Raw genomic sequence first — 14,428 nt, forward strand, 5'->3', positions numbered from 1 at the left:
ATTTACGCGGCGGTGGCAAATGACCGTAAAACGACGTTACGCAATCATTTGCGTGACGTAAATCACACTATTAATGAAATCTGATAACCTTATTTCACTCTTTGTTTATTAAGATCACGGTTGCATTTACAATTCATGACACTTTTTGCCAACTTCGGTGCTCAAAACAGGTCCCCCACATGACAAACCGTAATCGTATTGGCCTTACCTGGATCAGCTTTTTCTCCTATGCGCTGACTGGCGCATTGGTCATTGTGACCGGGATGGTACTGGACAATATTGCACAGTATTTCCAGCTGCCAATCTCAGAAATGAGCAACACCTTCACCTTTCTCAATACCGGCATTCTGGTCGCAGTATTTCTCAACGCCTGGTTGATGGTGATTGTGCCGTTAAAACGCCAGCTGATTTTTGGCTTCGTGCTGATGGTGCTGGCGGTATTTGGCCTGATGACCAGCCATAATCTGTCGGTGTTCTCGCTGTGCATGTTTGTGCTCGGCGTGGTGAGCGGTATTACCATGTCGATAGGCACCTTCCTGATCACCCATCTGTATGATGGTCGCCAGCGCGGTTCACGCCTGCTGTTTACCGACTCGTTCTTCAGCATGGCCGGAACCGTGTTCCCCATTATCGCCGGTATCCTGCTGGCACGCGCCCTGCCGTGGTACTGGGTCTATGCCTGCATTGGCATTATTTATATCGCTATCTTTGTGCTGGCACTGTGCGTTGAGTTCCCGGTTTTGAAAAACAACACCGAAACACAGGCGGCGGAAAAAGAGAAATGGGGTATCGGCGTGCTGTTTCTGTCGATTGCAGCGCTGTGCTACATCCTCGGTCAGCTCGGGTTTATCTCCTGGGTGCCGGAATACGCCACCAAGACCATGGGCATGGATATCGCTGCTGCCGGTCAGTTGGTGGGTAACTTCTGGACTGCCTATATGGTCGGTATGTGGGTGTTCAGCTTCCTGCTGCGCTTCTTCGATCTGCAACGCATCCTGATGGTGTTGGCGGCGATTGCCACCGTGCTGATGTACTGGTTTGTCAGCACCAACGACGCCAATATGTTGCACTGGATCATTATGACGCTCGGCTTCAGCTCCAGCGCCATCTACACCACTATCATCACCCTGGGTTCACTGCAAACTAAGGCATCATCCCCGAAACTGGTCAACTTTATCCTGACCTGCGGCACCGTGGGTACCATGTTGACCTTTGTGGTCACCGGTCCGATAGTGGCGAAAGGCGGTGCGCATGCCGCACTGGCAACCGCCAACGGCTTATACGCCGTGGTGTTTGTAATGTGTGTGCTGCTTGGCTTTGTCACTAAACATCGCCAGCACGGCCATATTACGCACTAACCTGCGTGGGCGGACGCCAGTCCGCCCTGCTTCTCAACGCCGAAAAGTCACCGCTTCCGTTTCCTCCAGATAGATCTCACTGCTCGCAGGCAAAGTTGCCGCCACCAGCTCGCCTTTACGCAACGAATAACGCACCGGCACCTGACGCCGTACCGCATCAAACCCGCTTTCTGCTGGCAGGATAATCAGGCTGGCATCGTTACCCGGCTCAAGACCATAACCGGTAAGTTGCATGGTTTTAGCGCTATGGGTGGTGATTAATTGCAAACCCGCATCAATCTGCTCATAACCCATTAACTGGCAGACATGCAGCCCCATATGTAGTACCTGCAACATGCTGGCGGTGCCAAGCGGATACCAGGGGTCAAACACATCATCGTGACCAAAACAGACGTTGATATTAGCTTCCAGCAGCTCCTTCACCCGGGTAATGCCACGCCGCTTCGGATAGCTGTCAAAACGACCTTGCAAATGAATATTGACCAGCGGATTGGCAACAAAGTTGATTTCAGACAGGCGCAGTAAACGGAACAGCCTTGAGGTGTAGGCGTTGTTATAAGAATGCATCGCCGTCGTATGGCTGGCGGTCACTCTGGGCCCCATCCCATCGCGATGGGCCAGCGCCGCCACAGTTTCCACAAAGCGCGATTGCTCGTCATCGATTTCATCGCAATGCACATCCACCAGGCGGTCGTAGCGATTCGCCAGCGCGAAGGCCTTATGCAATGACTCAACGCCATACTCGCGGGTAAATTCGTAATGGGGAATCGCCCCCACCACATCTGCACCGAGGCGCAGAGCCTCTTCCAGCAGAGCTTCTCCGTTGGGATAAGAGAGGATACCTTCTTGTGGAAAGGCGACAATCTGGATATCAATCCACGGCGCCATCTCCGCTTTCACTTCCAGCATGGCTTTAAGTGCAGTCAGCGTAGGGTCCGAGACATCCACATGGGTACGCACATGCTGAATACCGTTGGCAATTTGCCATTTCAGCGTCTGCTTCGCGCGCTGTTTTACATCATCATGGCTGAGTAGCGCCTTGCGCTCGGCCCAGCGTTCGATACCTTCAAACAGCGTGCCGGATTGATTCCATGCCGGCTCACCGGCAGTTTGCGTGGTATCAAGATGAATATGCGGTTCAATAAATGGAGCGCATGCCAGCCCGCCTTCCGCATCCAGCACACCTTCCTGCACACTGCACTCGGCTGACTGGGGAACGATACGGGAAATTTTTCCCTCTCCGATTTCAATTTGCCACAACCCCTGCTGGCCGGATAAGCGCAGGTTGTTGATCCATTTCAGCGACGTCTTAGCCATGCCTTTCTCCTGTTGAAACGCAACACCTTAAAATAGCGTCATTACCTTTCTCTTGCACAGACGTATTAGCGGCCGATGCAACTGCCTGAAAAGAGCGCGATAAATCGTGCCACTGCGAATCTGTTCAAAATCAGTTACATACCTCTTAATGGGTATATAAAAGTGCATTTGATATGCATCAATAAGCACTCCTGCGCACGCGATAAGGTAGTTGCAGATATTTTGATTTTGAGGCAAGCATGAGCAAACATAACGTCGTCATTATTGGCAACGGCATGGTCGGCCACCGTTACATAGAAGAATTAATCGATAAGGCCGAACCTGGCCAGTTTGCGATCACGGTTTTCTGTGAAGAACCCCGTGTCGCCTATGACCGTGTCCACCTGTCTGCGTATTTTTCCCACCACACTGTGGAAGAACTCTCTTTGGTTCGTGAAGGCTATTACGAAAAACATCAGGTCGACCTGCTGTTGGGCGAACGCGCTATCACGATAAACCGCGAAGAAAAACTGATTCATTCCAGTGCTGGCCGAGTGGTGCACTACGACACCCTCATTTTCTCTACTGGCTCGTATCCGTGGATTCCGCCAATTCTGGGTGCGCAAGGCAGCAATTGTTTTGCCTATCGAACCATTGAAGACCTGAACGCGATTGAAGCCTGCGCACGCCGTAGCAAGCGCGGCGCGGTGATTGGCGGTGGCCTGCTCGGCCTGGAAGCAGCAGGTGCATTGAAAAATCTCGGTATTGAAACCCATGTGATCGAGTTCGCACCGGTGCTGATGGCAGAACAGCTGGATCGCCAGGGCGGCGAACAGTTGCGCCGTAAGATTGAACAGCTAGGGGTGCAGGTTCACACCAGTAAAAATACCCGCGAAATTGTCCACCACAGTCATGGAGGGAAAACGCTGCAATTCCAGGATGATAGCGCGCTGGACGTCGATTTCATTGTGTTCTCCACCGGAATTCGCCCGCAGGACCAGTTGGCGAAACAGTGTGGCCTGCAACTCGGTCCACGTGGCGGTGTCGCCATTGACGATCGCTGTCAGACCAGCGATCCCGCCATCTTTGCCATCGGCGAATGTGCCGCCTGGCAGAATCGAACATTTGGTTTGGTCGCGCCGGGCTACAAAATGGCGCAGGTTGCCAGTGATACCTTACTGGGTCGCGACAATACCTTCACCGGTGCCGATATGAGCGCCAAACTCAAGCTGTTGGGCGTGGATGTCGGCGGCATTGGCGATGCGCATGGTCGCACGCCTGGTGCACGCAGCTATGTCTGGCTCGATGAACAGCAATCAATTTATAAGCGCCTGATTGTTAGCGAAGACAACAAAACGCTGCTCGGCGCGGTGCTGGTGGGCGACACCAGTGACTACGGTAATCTGCTGCAACTGGTGCTGAATCGCATCCCCCTGCCGGAACATCCCGAACTGCTGATTCTGCCCGCCAGCAGCGGTGAAAAACCGGCGATCGGTGTCGATGCGCTGCCGGACAGCGCGCAGATTTGTTCCTGCTTTGACGTCAGCAAAGGCGATATCGTCAGCGCCGTGAAAAATGGTTGTCACACCGTAGCAGCGCTGAAGACCGCAACCCGTGCAGGCACAGGCTGTGGTGGCTGTATTCCGCTGATCACCCAAGTGCTGAATGCGGAGCTAAGCCGTCAGGGCATCGAGGTGAAAAACCATCTGTGCACCCACTTCCCTTACTCACGTCAGGAGCTGTACCACCTGATTCGCGTTGAGGGGATTACCTCGTTTGACGCGCTGCTGGCGAAATACGGCCAGGGTTACGGTTGTGAAGTGTGTAAACCCACTGTCGGTTCGTTGCTGGCCTCCTGCTGGAATGAACACATCCTTAAACCGCAGCTTACCCCATTGCAGGACAGCAACGACCTGTTCCTCGGCAATATCCAGAAAGACGGCACCTACTCGGTGATCCCGCGCTCCGCAGGGGGTGAAATTAGCCCGGAAGGGCTGATGGCGATAGGCAAAGTCGCACGCCAATACCATCTCTACACCAAGATCACCGGCTCGCAGCGCATTGGCTTGTTTGGCGCGCAGCGCGACGACCTGCCCGCCATCTGGGCACAACTGATTGCTGCCGGGTTTGAAACTGGCCAGGCTTACGCCAAAGCGTTGCGTATGGCGAAAACCTGCGTCGGCAGCACCTGGTGCCGCTACGGCGTCGGTGACAGCCTTGGCTTCGGCATCGAACTGGAAAACCGCTACAAAGGTATCCGTACCCCACACAAAATGAAGTTTGGCGTCTCTGGATGTACCCGCGAATGCGCCGAAGCCCAGGGCAAAGACGTTGGCGTGATTGCCACGGAAAAGGGTTGGAATCTGTACGTATGCGGCAATGGCGGTATGAAACCACGCCATGCCGACCTGCTGGCCGCCGATCTTGATAACGACACCCTGCTGCGCTATCTCGACCGTTTCATGATGTTCTACATCCGCACTGGCGACCGCCTGCAACGCACCTCAGTTTGGCTGGAGAATATGGAAGGCGGTATTGATTATCTGCGCAGCGTCATCGTCGATGACAAACTCGGTCTGAACAGCCAACTGGAGAACGAACTGACCCGTTTGCGCAGCCTGGCGGAATGCGAATGGGCAGCAACGATCAAGGATCCGCAGCAACAGGCGCATTTCTCTACCTTTATCAACAGCAGCCAGCGCGACCCGTTGGTACAGAACATCAACCTACGCGAACAACATCGCCCGGCGCGTCCTGCTGAGCGTATTGCCGTCACCCTGATTGAGGAGACCAACGCATGAGTCAGTGGCATTCCGTATGTGAATTGAACCAGATTCTGCCCGCCACTGGCGTGTGTGCGCTGGTGCAAGGGCAACAAATCGCCATCTTTCGTCCGCGAGATGATGAACAGCTGTTCGCCCTGAGCAATATTGATCCCTTTGCCGAAGCCAGCGTGCTGTCGCGCGGCATTATTGCCGAACACCAGCAAGCGCTGTGGGTTGCCAGCCCGCTGAAAAAACAACGCTTCCGCCTGAGCGACGGCCAGTGCTTTGAGGATGAAACACGATCGGTGGCGAGCTATCCGGTTCGCATCAGCCACGACCGGGTTGAAGTGTGCGTTTGAAAAAATTCTTTTACTTTTTGAGATATTACTATGTTTACTGACACCCTGGATAAATGCGCCGCCAATGCGGCGCGCATTGCTCGCACCGCTCAACACAGTCCACTGGCTTTCTGGATCAGTTCAGCAATGGCGGGGGCATATGTCGGGCTGGCGATTATCCTGATCTTCACCCTGGGCAACCTCGCCGACCCGGCATACCGTCCGCTGATTATGGGCTCGACTTTTGGACTCGCACTAACGTTGGTGATCATCGCCGGTTCGGAATTGTTTACCGGCCACACCATGTTCCTCACCATTGGCGTCAAAGCAGGCAGCATTCACGCCGGTCAGATGTGGTGTATTCTGCCGCAGACCTGGCTGGGCAATCTGATCGGTTCCGTTGCTGTAGCGCTGATTTATTATTACGCGGCGGGTGCGCTACTGCCCAATGCTGGCTCACTGGTCCACAGTGCCGCGCTGGCGAAAACCACCCAAACGGCCAGCGCGCTGTTCTTCAAAGGCGCGTTGTGTAACTGGCTGGTTTGCCTGGCGATTTGGATGGCAGTGCGCACCGAAGGAACCGCGAAGTTCCTCGCTATCTGGTGGTGTCTGCTGGCGTTTATCGCCTCTGGCTATGAACACTCTGTTGCCAATATGACACTCTTTGCCTTGTCGTGGTTTGGTCAGCATAATGCCGACCTGACGTTAGCGGGCATTGGTCACAACCTGCTGTGGGTGACGCTGGGTAATATGTTCTCCGGCATGGTGTTAATGGGCCTCGGTTACTGGTACGCCACGCCGCAGGCACAGCGACCACGGGCGGCAACCCAGAGCAGCGAACTTAAATCTGCATAATATTTTTCGCCATGATCCGTCGCGACGGATCATGGCGGTCTTTTTTAGGATGAGCTATGGACTACTTTCCCCTGTTTTGCCGTCTTCAGGGCAAACGTTGTTTATTAGTCGGCGGCGGTGATGTCGCGGAACGTAAAGCACGTTTGTTGCTGGAAGCCGGTGCTGACCTGCACGTTGGTGCGCTGGATTTCTCCCCTGCTTTCTTGCAATGGGAGCAACAAGGGAAAGTGTTACTTCTACAGGGCACCTTCACTGAGGCATGGCTGGAAGGCTGTTGGCTAGTGATTGCCGCCACCGATGATGATGCGGTGAATCGACAGGTGGGCGCAGCCGCTGAAACCCGGCGGATTTTTTGTAATCTGGTCGATGCCCCTGAACAGGCCAGCGCCATCATGCCTTCCATCGTGGACCGTTCGCCGTTAATGATCGCCGTATCGAGCGGTGGCCGTGCACCGGTGCTGGCCCGTCTGCTGCGTGAAAAGCTGGAAGCCATGTTACCGCAGCATCTTGGCCAACTGGCCACGCTGGCCGGTTCATTACGCGCCCGGGTGAAAAAACGTTTTAGCAGCATGGCTCAACGTCGCCATTTTTGGGAACGTTTCTTTGCCAGCGACCGTCTGGCACAAACGCTGGCTAATGGGGATCAACCCCGCGCAGATGCGCTGGTCGATACGTTGTTTGATGCGCCGCTGTCACAGCAAGGCGAAGTGGTACTGGTCGGTGCCGGACCCGGCGATGCCGGGTTGCTGACGCTCAAAGGCTTACAACATATCCAGCAGGCTGATGTGGTGGTGTATGACCGTCTGGTATCCGATCCGATACTGAACCTGGTACGGCGCGATGCGGAGCGTATCTTTGTCGGCAAGCGCGCCGGACACCACTGCGTTCCGCAGTCGGAGATCAATCAGTTGCTGTTAGAACAGGCACAACGCGGCAAACGCGTGGTGCGCCTCAAAGGTGGCGATCCCTTTATTTTTGGGCGTGGCGGCGAGGAGTTGGAGATGTTGGCACAGCATAACGTCCCGTTTAGCGTGGTGCCGGGGATTACCGCGGCATCGGGCTGTGCAGCCTACAGCGGCATTCCCCTGACCCACCGGGATCATGCGCAGAGCGTGCGTTTTGTCACCGGCCATTTGCAGCAACATGGTGACATTGAGTGGCAGAAACTGGCCGCTGAGCAACAGACGTTGGTGTTTTATATGGGCCTGACGCAGGCACCGGAGATTCAGCGTCAGCTGATGTCGCATGGCATGGACGCAGAAATGCCGGTGGCGCTGGTGCAAAATGGCACCACCCCACAGCAGCGCGTCGCAACCGGCACGCTGGGTGAATTGGCAGCGATGGCGCAGCAGTTCACCAGCCCAGCGCTGATTATTGTCGGTCGCGTGGTCGAATTACGCGACCGACTGCGCTGGTTCTGATAAACAAAAACGGCGGACCATCATGGCCCGCCGTTTCAAGTTAGTTGCGTTAGCGCTTAAGGCTGGGCAACAAAGCCAACCGCTTCGTATACCTTCTTCAGCGTTTCCTGCGCATGCGCACGGGCTTTAGCCGCACCATCACGCATCACCTGATTGAGGAACGCTTCGTCATTGCGGTAGCGGTTGTAACGCTCCTGCAACTCGGTCAGCATGCCTGAAACCGCATCGGCAACCGCGCCTTTCAGGTGGCCGTACATCTTGCCTTCGAACTCCTGCTCCAGCTCAGAAACGGGTTTACCCGTCACACCTGAGAGAATATCCAGCAGGTTCGATACCCCGGCCTTCTCTTTGATGTCGTAGCGCACCACTGGCGGTTCTTCGGAGTCGGTAACCGCACGTTTGATTTTCTTCACCACCGATTTCGGATCTTCCAGCAGGCCGATCACGTTGTTGCGGTTGTCGTCGGACTTCGACATCTTCTTGGTCGGCTCCAGCAGCGACATCACGCGAGCACCCGATTTCGGAATAAACGGCTCCGGCACTTTGAAGATGTCACCATACAGCGCATTGAAACGCTGGGCGATATCACGACTCAGCTCCAGATGCTGCTTCTGATCTTCACCCACCGGGACCTGGTTGGTCTGATACAGCAGGATATCGGCCGCCATCAGCACCGGATAATCAAACAGACCGGCGTTGATGTTCTCTTCATAGCGTGCGGATTTGTCTTTGAACTGCGTCATGCGGCTCAACTCGCCAAAGTAGGCGTAGCAGTTGAGGATCCAGCTCAGCTGAGTATGCTCTGGCACGTGCGATTGAACAAAGATGGTGCTCTTGTTCGGATCGATGCCACAGGCAAGATACAGCGCCAGGGTATCCAGCGTTGCTTTACGCAGCGCAACAGGGTCCTGACGAACGGTAATGGCGTGCAGATCGACGATGCAGTAAATGCAGTGGAAATCATCCTGCATCTGCACCCACTGACGCAGCGCCCCCATGTAGTTGCCAATGGTCAGTTCACCGGAAGGCTGGGCGCCGCTGAAAACGATGGGTTTGCTCATGCTTATGTCCTGATAATCACAGCCCGAGTGTGGGCAAAAGTTCGTCAAAAGAGTCGAGTGTTAAATCGGGTTGGCTGCTGGCGATGGGTTCGCCGTAGTTGTAACCAAAGGTCATGCCAATATTCGGTACGCCTGCTGCCTGGGCTGCGAGGATATCATTGCGTGAATCGCCAACAAACAGCAATTGCTGCGGCAACACACCAAATCGTCCCAGTACGAGGAAAATCGCCGCCGGGTGCGGTTTTTTCACCACCACATCATCACCGCCGATAATCAGAGAAAAGTAGTCGGCAATGCCCAGTGAAGCCAACAGCGGAGCGACAAACGGCGTCGGTTTGTTCGTAACAATTGCCAGCGGCAACCCTTTCTCCGCCAATTTTGCCAGCGTGGCTTTTACCTGGGGGAACAGCGTACTGCCCGCCTCCACGGTTTCGGCATAATATTTGTCGAACAGCGTACGGGCATCATGCTGTTCATTCTCCTGCGGTGCACGCCCCAGCGCCCAGGTCAGAGCGCGGGCCATCATCACGTCAGCACCGTTACCAATCCAGGTTGAGGCCAGCGCTACGCCCGGTGGCGGCAATTGCAGATCACCCAAAGCATGATCGATGGCTTGCGCCAGACCCGGCGCGCTGTCCACCAGCGTACCATCCAGATCAAACGCCAGCGCGCGAATATCAGTGAAATGAGCCATTAACTTTCTCCAGTTCGCCGCGCATCGCATCGATCACTTTTTTGTAATCGGGGTGACCAAAAATGGCTGAACCCGCGACAAACATGTCCGCACCGGCTGCGGCGATCTGACCGATGTTGTCGATCTTTACGCCACCATCCACTTCCAGGCGAATATCATAGCCGCTCTGATCAATGAGACGACGTGTCTGGCGCAGTTTATCCAGCGTACCGGGGATGAAAGACTGGCCGCCAAAACCAGGGTTGACCGACATCAGCAGAATGACATCCAGCTTGTCCATCACATAGTCGAGATAGCTGAGCGGGGTGGCCGGGTTAAACACCAGACCCGCTTTACAACCGTGTTCTTTGATCAGTTGCAACGTGCGATCAACATGCTGGCTGGCTTCGGGGTGAAAGGTGATGTAGCTGGCACCCGCTTTGGCAAAGGCCGGGATCAGTTCATCCACCGGTTTTACCATCAGGTGCACATCAATGGGTGCCGTGATGCCGTAGTCGCGCAATGCTTTCAGCACCATCGGCCCCATAGTCAGATTGGGAACATAGTGGTTATCCATCACATCGAAATGCACCACATCGCCGCCTGCCGCCAGCGCTTTGGCGGTATCTTCACCCAGGCGGGCAAAGTCAGCAGACAGGATTGAAGGGGCCAGTAAAAATTGTTTCATCCGATTCTCCCAATTTTGTGCGCCAGTGCGAGCTGGCGTAATGCGTTGGTCGCGGACGAAACAGGCTAGCGGAAAAGCGCCAGCAGTTCGTCAACCTGAGTGCGACCACTTATGCTTCGGCTGATGGAACGCCGGGCTTTGACAACGTGTAATACCGCATTCCGATACCACTCACGCGTCAGCAGGGTATCGTGGTTGGAAATCAATACCGGAATCTGATTCTCTTTTGCCAGCTGTGCCGCCAGTTCCGCCAGATGCTGCTGCTCGCGCATGCTGAAACTGTTGGTATGGTAGGCGGTAAAGTTGGCCGTCGCTGACAATGGCGCGTACGGCGGATCGCAGTACACCACCGAGCCTTTATGCGCGCGGTTCAGAGTAACATCGTACGATTCGCAGACAAAAGTGGCTTTTTGCGCTCGCTCAGCAAACCACAACAGTTCCGCTTCAGGAAAATAAGGTTTGCGATAACGACCAAAAGGCACATTAAACTCACCGCGCAGATTGTAACGGCACAAGCCGTTATAGCCATGACGATTGAGATACAGAAACAGCAAGGCGCGCTGATACACATCACGGCTGGCGTTAAAAGTAACCCGCTGCGCGTAGTAAAACTCAGCGTTGTTAACTTCCGGTGTGAATAACTTTCGAGCATCGTCAATAAACTCTGTCGTGCGGGTTTTGACGATGTTGTACAGGTTGATCAAGTCACTATTGATATCCGCCAGGTGATAACGGTCGTAATCCGTGTTGAGAAACACAGAACCGGCACCGACAAATGGCTCAATCAGGCAGTCGCCTTGCGGCAAATGACGACGAATGTCATCAAGGAGCGGGTATTTCCCTCCGGCCCATTTCAGGAAAGCGCGATTTTTTTTCATGCTGTCGTGGTTATTACATCTTAATTATTGGCTGTGGCGATACCGACAGCAGCTTTGCGCTTAAAACGGGGCCACAGTGTTGCGACCCCACAATGATTACTCGCTCTCTTTTTTCACCTGGCTCAGGGGTTTCACCCACGGATTCTGCGCCCGTACTTCGGCTGGCAACGAAGATACCGCGCGTTTGGCATCTGCCGGAGTGGCATAAGAGCCGCTGACCAGAACATACCAGGGCTGACCATTACGGGTGGTTTTATACACGTGATAGCCACTCAGATTTTGTTTCTTCGCCCAGGCATTAAGGCTTTCCGCTTTCGATGCCCCGCTCAACTGCAACGTATAATTACCCGCAGGCAGCGACTTGCTGGCACCGCTGCTGGCCGGTGCAGTGCTGTGCGCGACTGTCGACTGCGGTTTGCTCTCTCGTACTGCTGGCTTAGCAGTCGCAGGGGTTTTATGCGTTGAGGTATGGGTTTCACGCTGGCTGCCAGCACGCGGTTTTTCTTCACGCGCGATCGGCGGGGAAATTGCTTTTCCGCTGCCGCTGACTGTCGCGGGTGCGGTTGGCAGCGAACTGTTACCCTGCGCACCTTGCGCTGCGTTATCAACCTGACCCTGCTGATTATTCAGTGCCGTATTGAGATCACCCGGTAAGGTCACGCGTTGTTGATTCGTCGGCGTGTCAACCGGTGCAGCCTGAGTTGGCGTCGATGACACAGGAGGCATGGAGATGGATTGTGAACCGTTGTCAGTCGCGGCAGTCTGAGGTGCGCTGCCTTCCGGCGCTGGCGTCGCGTTCTGCTGGCCGCTCATAGAGGTGGAGCCGGAGAGATCAATATTCTTTTCCGCACCACCAGAAGCAGGGGCTGTGCTGTTATTTCCTGCGGTATTCGCTGGTTTGCTTTCATCCGGGCCGTTCAGTGCAGAACCAATACCCAGTACCAGCAATAACAGGACCAGAATCCCGATACCCATCATCATATGCTGACGGGAAACCGGTACTTTTACTTTTGGCGCAGACGACGATTTGCGGGGCCGCGTGGGACGACGGTCACTGGCATCAGGTTTTAACTCGTCTTCCGGTTTAAACTCATCCATTTAGCCTCCTCCGTAAAACGGCACGCATCCGACGCGCCGCATCACCACTCTTTTCTCTACCCGTCGGGTATTATAATGATTTCTGACAATCGTTAATTGCAGCCAGCACCATATCATGTGCTACGCCTGCACGCACTTCAGAGCGACCAATAGCGAGAGGCAGCACCAGACGCAGTTCGCCCGCCAGTACTTTTTTATCACGCATCATATGCGGTAAATACGCTTCAGCCGCCATGCTTTCCGGGCCATGCACCGGTAAACCGGCACGCAGTAACAACGCAATAATACGGTCGGTATCCGCTGCACTGAACTGACCAAGACGCTCAGCAGTACGCGCAGCCATCACCATGCCAGCCGCCACCGCTTCACCATGCAGCCAATTGCCATAACCCATATGGGCTTCAATGGCATGACCAAAAGTATGGCCCAAATTCAGCAGCGCACGCAGACCAGTTTCACGTTCATCGGCTGCCACTACCTCGGCTTTCAGCTCGCAGCAGCGGCGAATACAGTAAGCCATAGCTTTTTCATCCAGGGCCAGCAGAGCATCAAGATTTTGCTCCAGCCACTGGAAAAAATCACCATCAAGAATGATGCCGTATTTAATGACTTCCGCCAGACCGGACGCCAGTTCACGCGGCGGCAGTGTGGCAAGGCAATCGGTATCAACCACCACTGAGGCAGGCTGATAAAACGCGCCTATCATGTTTTTGCCGAGTGGATGGTTAACGGCGGTTTTACCGCCAACGGAGGAGTCCACCTGAGAAAGCAATGTGGTCGGTACCTGAATAAAACGCACGCCGCGCTGGTAGCTGGCCGCAGCGAAACCGGTGAGGTCACCAATCACACCACCGCCCAGCGCAATCAGCGTGGTATCGCGGCCATGAGGTTTCTGCAACAAGGCAGTAAACACCTCGTCCATCACCGCCAACGTTTTATACTGTTCACCATCAGGCAGGATCACCTGATCCACTTTCACCCCTGCTGCACCCAGCAGCGCTGACAACTTCTGCAAATAGATCGGTGCCAGGGTCTGGTTAGTGACCAGCATGGCATTGTCACCGGCTTTCAGCGGCCAAAAAGAAGCCGGATCGTTAAACAGCCCTGCAGCAATGGTGATGGGGTAACTACGATCCCCGAGTGAGACAGTGATCTTCTCCATGATGACCGATACCTATGACTTAGCCCTCAGGCGCTGGATTAACTTTTTTCCAGCATATTGATGATCTGATTCGCCACTACTTTTGCACTCTGGTCGTCAGTGCGGATAGTGACATCAGCGATCTCTTCATAAAGCGGGTTACGTTCGCCAGCCAGTGCTTCCAGTACTTCACGCGGCGGCGAGTCAACCTGCAGCAACGGGCGCTTTTTATCACGCTGCGTGCGGGCAAGTTGCTTTTCGATGGTGGTTTCGAGGTAGACGACCACACCGCGGGCGGAGAGACGATTACGGGTTTCTCGGGATTTGACGGAACCGCCACCAGTAGCCAGCACGATGCCCTGCTTCTCGGTCAGTTCATTGATAATCTTTTCTTCACGATCGCGGAAACCCGCTTCGCCTTCAACGTCAAACACCCAGCCCACATCCGCTCCGGTACGTCGCTCAATTTCCTGATCGGAATCGAAAAATTCCATATTGAGTTGCTGAGCTAACTGACGACCAATAGTGCTTTTGCCGGCACCCATCGGCCCAACCAGAAAGATATTGCGTTTCTCTGCCATTTTGTCGGTATTACTAAGAATTCGTTGATGATACCCCGCGTTCAGCTTTAGCTGGCGGGACAGGAACTGAGACCTCATGAGCGTTAGCAAGAGTCAGACGAAAAATTATCTCAACACTCATGGCCGTTTGGCAACCGAATAAATTGCCCCCGGCGACCTCTTAACAGGACCGGTCTGTGGTTCGCGAGACGGTAACGCACCTCCGCAACCCCTTTAGACCTCAGGGTATATGTTCATTTGGCGTCAGTATCGCTTGTGACTGACGCCCATCGGGA

Annotated in this window: 13 protein-coding genes; 5 read left to right on the plus strand and 8 right to left on the minus strand. The window is 54.5% G+C overall.

Annotated features, from left to right (window positions below; translation table 11 throughout):
• The first annotated feature begins 179 nt into the window (after positions 1–179).
• Positions 180–1,358 (plus strand): MFS transporter TsgA, encoded by a 1,179-nt coding sequence (tsgA, locus tag AC6I8W_RS19040; protein WP_497836232.1) that lies wholly within the window; start codon positions 180–182, stop codon positions 1,356–1,358.
• Positions 1,359–1,391: 33 nt separating this feature from the next.
• Here tsgA and AC6I8W_RS19045 read toward each other — a convergent pair whose 3' ends face one another.
• Positions 1,392–2,675 (minus strand): cytosine deaminase, encoded by a 1,284-nt coding sequence (locus AC6I8W_RS19045; RefSeq protein WP_497836233.1) that lies wholly within the window; start codon positions 2,673–2,675, stop codon positions 1,392–1,394.
• Positions 2,676–2,914: 239 nt separating this feature from the next.
• On the opposite strand from AC6I8W_RS19045, the gene nirB reads away from it, so the two are divergent.
• Genes nirB through cysG form a run of 4 tightly spaced genes read left to right on the plus strand, consistent with a single transcriptional unit; the run spans position 2,915 to position 8,033 of the window.
• The gene (gene nirB / locus AC6I8W_RS19050; RefSeq protein ID WP_497836234.1) at positions 2,915–5,455 is read left to right on the plus strand and encodes a nitrite reductase large subunit NirB; all 2,541 of its coding nucleotides are present in this window, start codon (positions 2,915–2,917) and stop codon (positions 5,453–5,455) included.
• Positions 5,452–5,778 (plus strand): nitrite reductase small subunit NirD, encoded by a 327-nt coding sequence (gene nirD / locus AC6I8W_RS19055; protein WP_497836235.1) that lies wholly within the window; start codon positions 5,452–5,454, stop codon positions 5,776–5,778. The genes nirB and nirD overlap by 4 nt, the downstream gene beginning before the upstream one ends.
• 30 nt (positions 5,779–5,808) lie before the next feature.
• Entirely contained in the window at positions 5,809–6,612 is an 804-nt protein-coding gene (gene nirC / locus AC6I8W_RS19060; protein WP_497836236.1) for a nitrite transporter NirC, read from the plus strand.
• Positions 6,613–6,668: 56 nt separating this feature from the next.
• Complete coding sequence (gene cysG / locus AC6I8W_RS19065) at positions 6,669–8,033, plus strand: siroheme synthase CysG (RefSeq protein ID WP_497836237.1); 1,365 nt, start codon at positions 6,669–6,671, stop codon at positions 8,031–8,033.
• A 56-nt stretch (positions 8,034–8,089) separates the two neighbouring features.
• On the opposite strand, the gene trpS is transcribed toward cysG, so the two are convergent.
• The 7 genes from trpS to aroK form a co-directional block, all read right to left on the minus strand.
• On the minus strand, positions 8,090–9,094 hold the full coding sequence (gene trpS, locus AC6I8W_RS19070; RefSeq protein WP_497836238.1) for a tryptophan--tRNA ligase: 1,005 nt from the start codon (positions 9,092–9,094) through the stop codon (positions 8,090–8,092).
• A gap of 16 nt (positions 9,095–9,110) precedes the next feature.
• Positions 9,111–9,788 (minus strand): phosphoglycolate phosphatase, encoded by a 678-nt coding sequence (locus AC6I8W_RS19075; RefSeq protein ID WP_497836239.1) that lies wholly within the window; start codon positions 9,786–9,788, stop codon positions 9,111–9,113.
• Positions 9,772–10,455 (minus strand): ribulose-phosphate 3-epimerase, encoded by a 684-nt coding sequence (rpe, locus tag AC6I8W_RS19080; RefSeq protein ID WP_497836240.1) that lies wholly within the window; start codon positions 10,453–10,455, stop codon positions 9,772–9,774. The genes AC6I8W_RS19075 and rpe overlap by 17 nt, the downstream gene beginning before the upstream one ends.
• A 65-nt stretch (positions 10,456–10,520) precedes the next feature.
• Positions 10,521–11,333 (minus strand): adenine-specific DNA-methyltransferase, encoded by an 813-nt coding sequence (dam, locus tag AC6I8W_RS19085; RefSeq protein ID WP_497836241.1) that lies wholly within the window; start codon positions 11,331–11,333, stop codon positions 10,521–10,523.
• A 96-nt stretch (positions 11,334–11,429) separates the two neighbouring features.
• Positions 11,430–12,431: an SPOR domain-containing protein gene (locus tag AC6I8W_RS19090; protein ID WP_497836242.1), complete on the minus strand. Its 1,002-nt coding sequence runs from the start codon at positions 12,429–12,431 to the stop codon at positions 11,430–11,432.
• Positions 12,432–12,501: 70 nt separating this feature from the next.
• Complete coding sequence (gene aroB / locus AC6I8W_RS19095) at positions 12,502–13,593, minus strand: 3-dehydroquinate synthase (protein WP_497836243.1); 1,092 nt, start codon at positions 13,591–13,593, stop codon at positions 12,502–12,504.
• A gap of 38 nt (positions 13,594–13,631) precedes the next feature.
• Entirely contained in the window at positions 13,632–14,153 is a 522-nt protein-coding gene (aroK, locus tag AC6I8W_RS19100; RefSeq protein ID WP_041525861.1) for a shikimate kinase AroK, read from the minus strand.
• Positions 14,154–14,428: the final 275 nt, after the last annotated feature.

It is taken from the genome of Pantoea sp. X-Soil-TKNS-1211 (assembly GCF_059730495.1).

What these genes read in the sequence shown, in the direction of transcription:
- aroB (WP_497836243.1), bottom strand. Translation starts at nt 13,593, where the DNA reads ATGGAGAAGATCACTGTCTCACTCGGGGATCGTAGTTACCCCATCACC.
- nirB (WP_497836234.1), top strand. Translation starts at nt 2,915, where the DNA reads ATGAGCAAACATAACGTCGTCATTATTGGCAACGGCATGGTCGGCCAC.
- rpe (WP_497836240.1), bottom strand. Translation starts at nt 10,455, where the DNA reads ATGAAACAATTTTTACTGGCCCCTTCAATCCTGTCTGCTGACTTTGCC.
- cysG (WP_497836237.1), top strand. Translation starts at nt 6,669, where the DNA reads ATGGACTACTTTCCCCTGTTTTGCCGTCTTCAGGGCAAACGTTGTTTA.
- AC6I8W_RS19075 (WP_497836239.1), bottom strand. Translation starts at nt 9,788, where the DNA reads ATGGCTCATTTCACTGATATTCGCGCGCTGGCGTTTGATCTGGATGGT.
- tsgA (WP_497836232.1), top strand. Translation starts at nt 180, where the DNA reads ATGACAAACCGTAATCGTATTGGCCTTACCTGGATCAGCTTTTTCTCC.
- nirC (WP_497836236.1), top strand. Translation starts at nt 5,809, where the DNA reads ATGTTTACTGACACCCTGGATAAATGCGCCGCCAATGCGGCGCGCATT.
- nirD (WP_497836235.1), top strand. Translation starts at nt 5,452, where the DNA reads ATGAGTCAGTGGCATTCCGTATGTGAATTGAACCAGATTCTGCCCGCC.
- trpS (WP_497836238.1), bottom strand. Translation starts at nt 9,094, where the DNA reads ATGAGCAAACCCATCGTTTTCAGCGGCGCCCAGCCTTCCGGTGAACTG.
- dam (WP_497836241.1), bottom strand. Translation starts at nt 11,333, where the DNA reads ATGAAAAAAAATCGCGCTTTCCTGAAATGGGCCGGAGGGAAATACCCG.
- AC6I8W_RS19090 (WP_497836242.1), bottom strand. Translation starts at nt 12,431, where the DNA reads ATGGATGAGTTTAAACCGGAAGACGAGTTAAAACCTGATGCCAGTGAC.
- AC6I8W_RS19045 (WP_497836233.1), bottom strand. Translation starts at nt 2,675, where the DNA reads ATGGCTAAGACGTCGCTGAAATGGATCAACAACCTGCGCTTATCCGGC.
- aroK (WP_041525861.1), bottom strand. Translation starts at nt 14,153, where the DNA reads ATGGCAGAGAAACGCAATATCTTTCTGGTTGGGCCGATGGGTGCCGGC.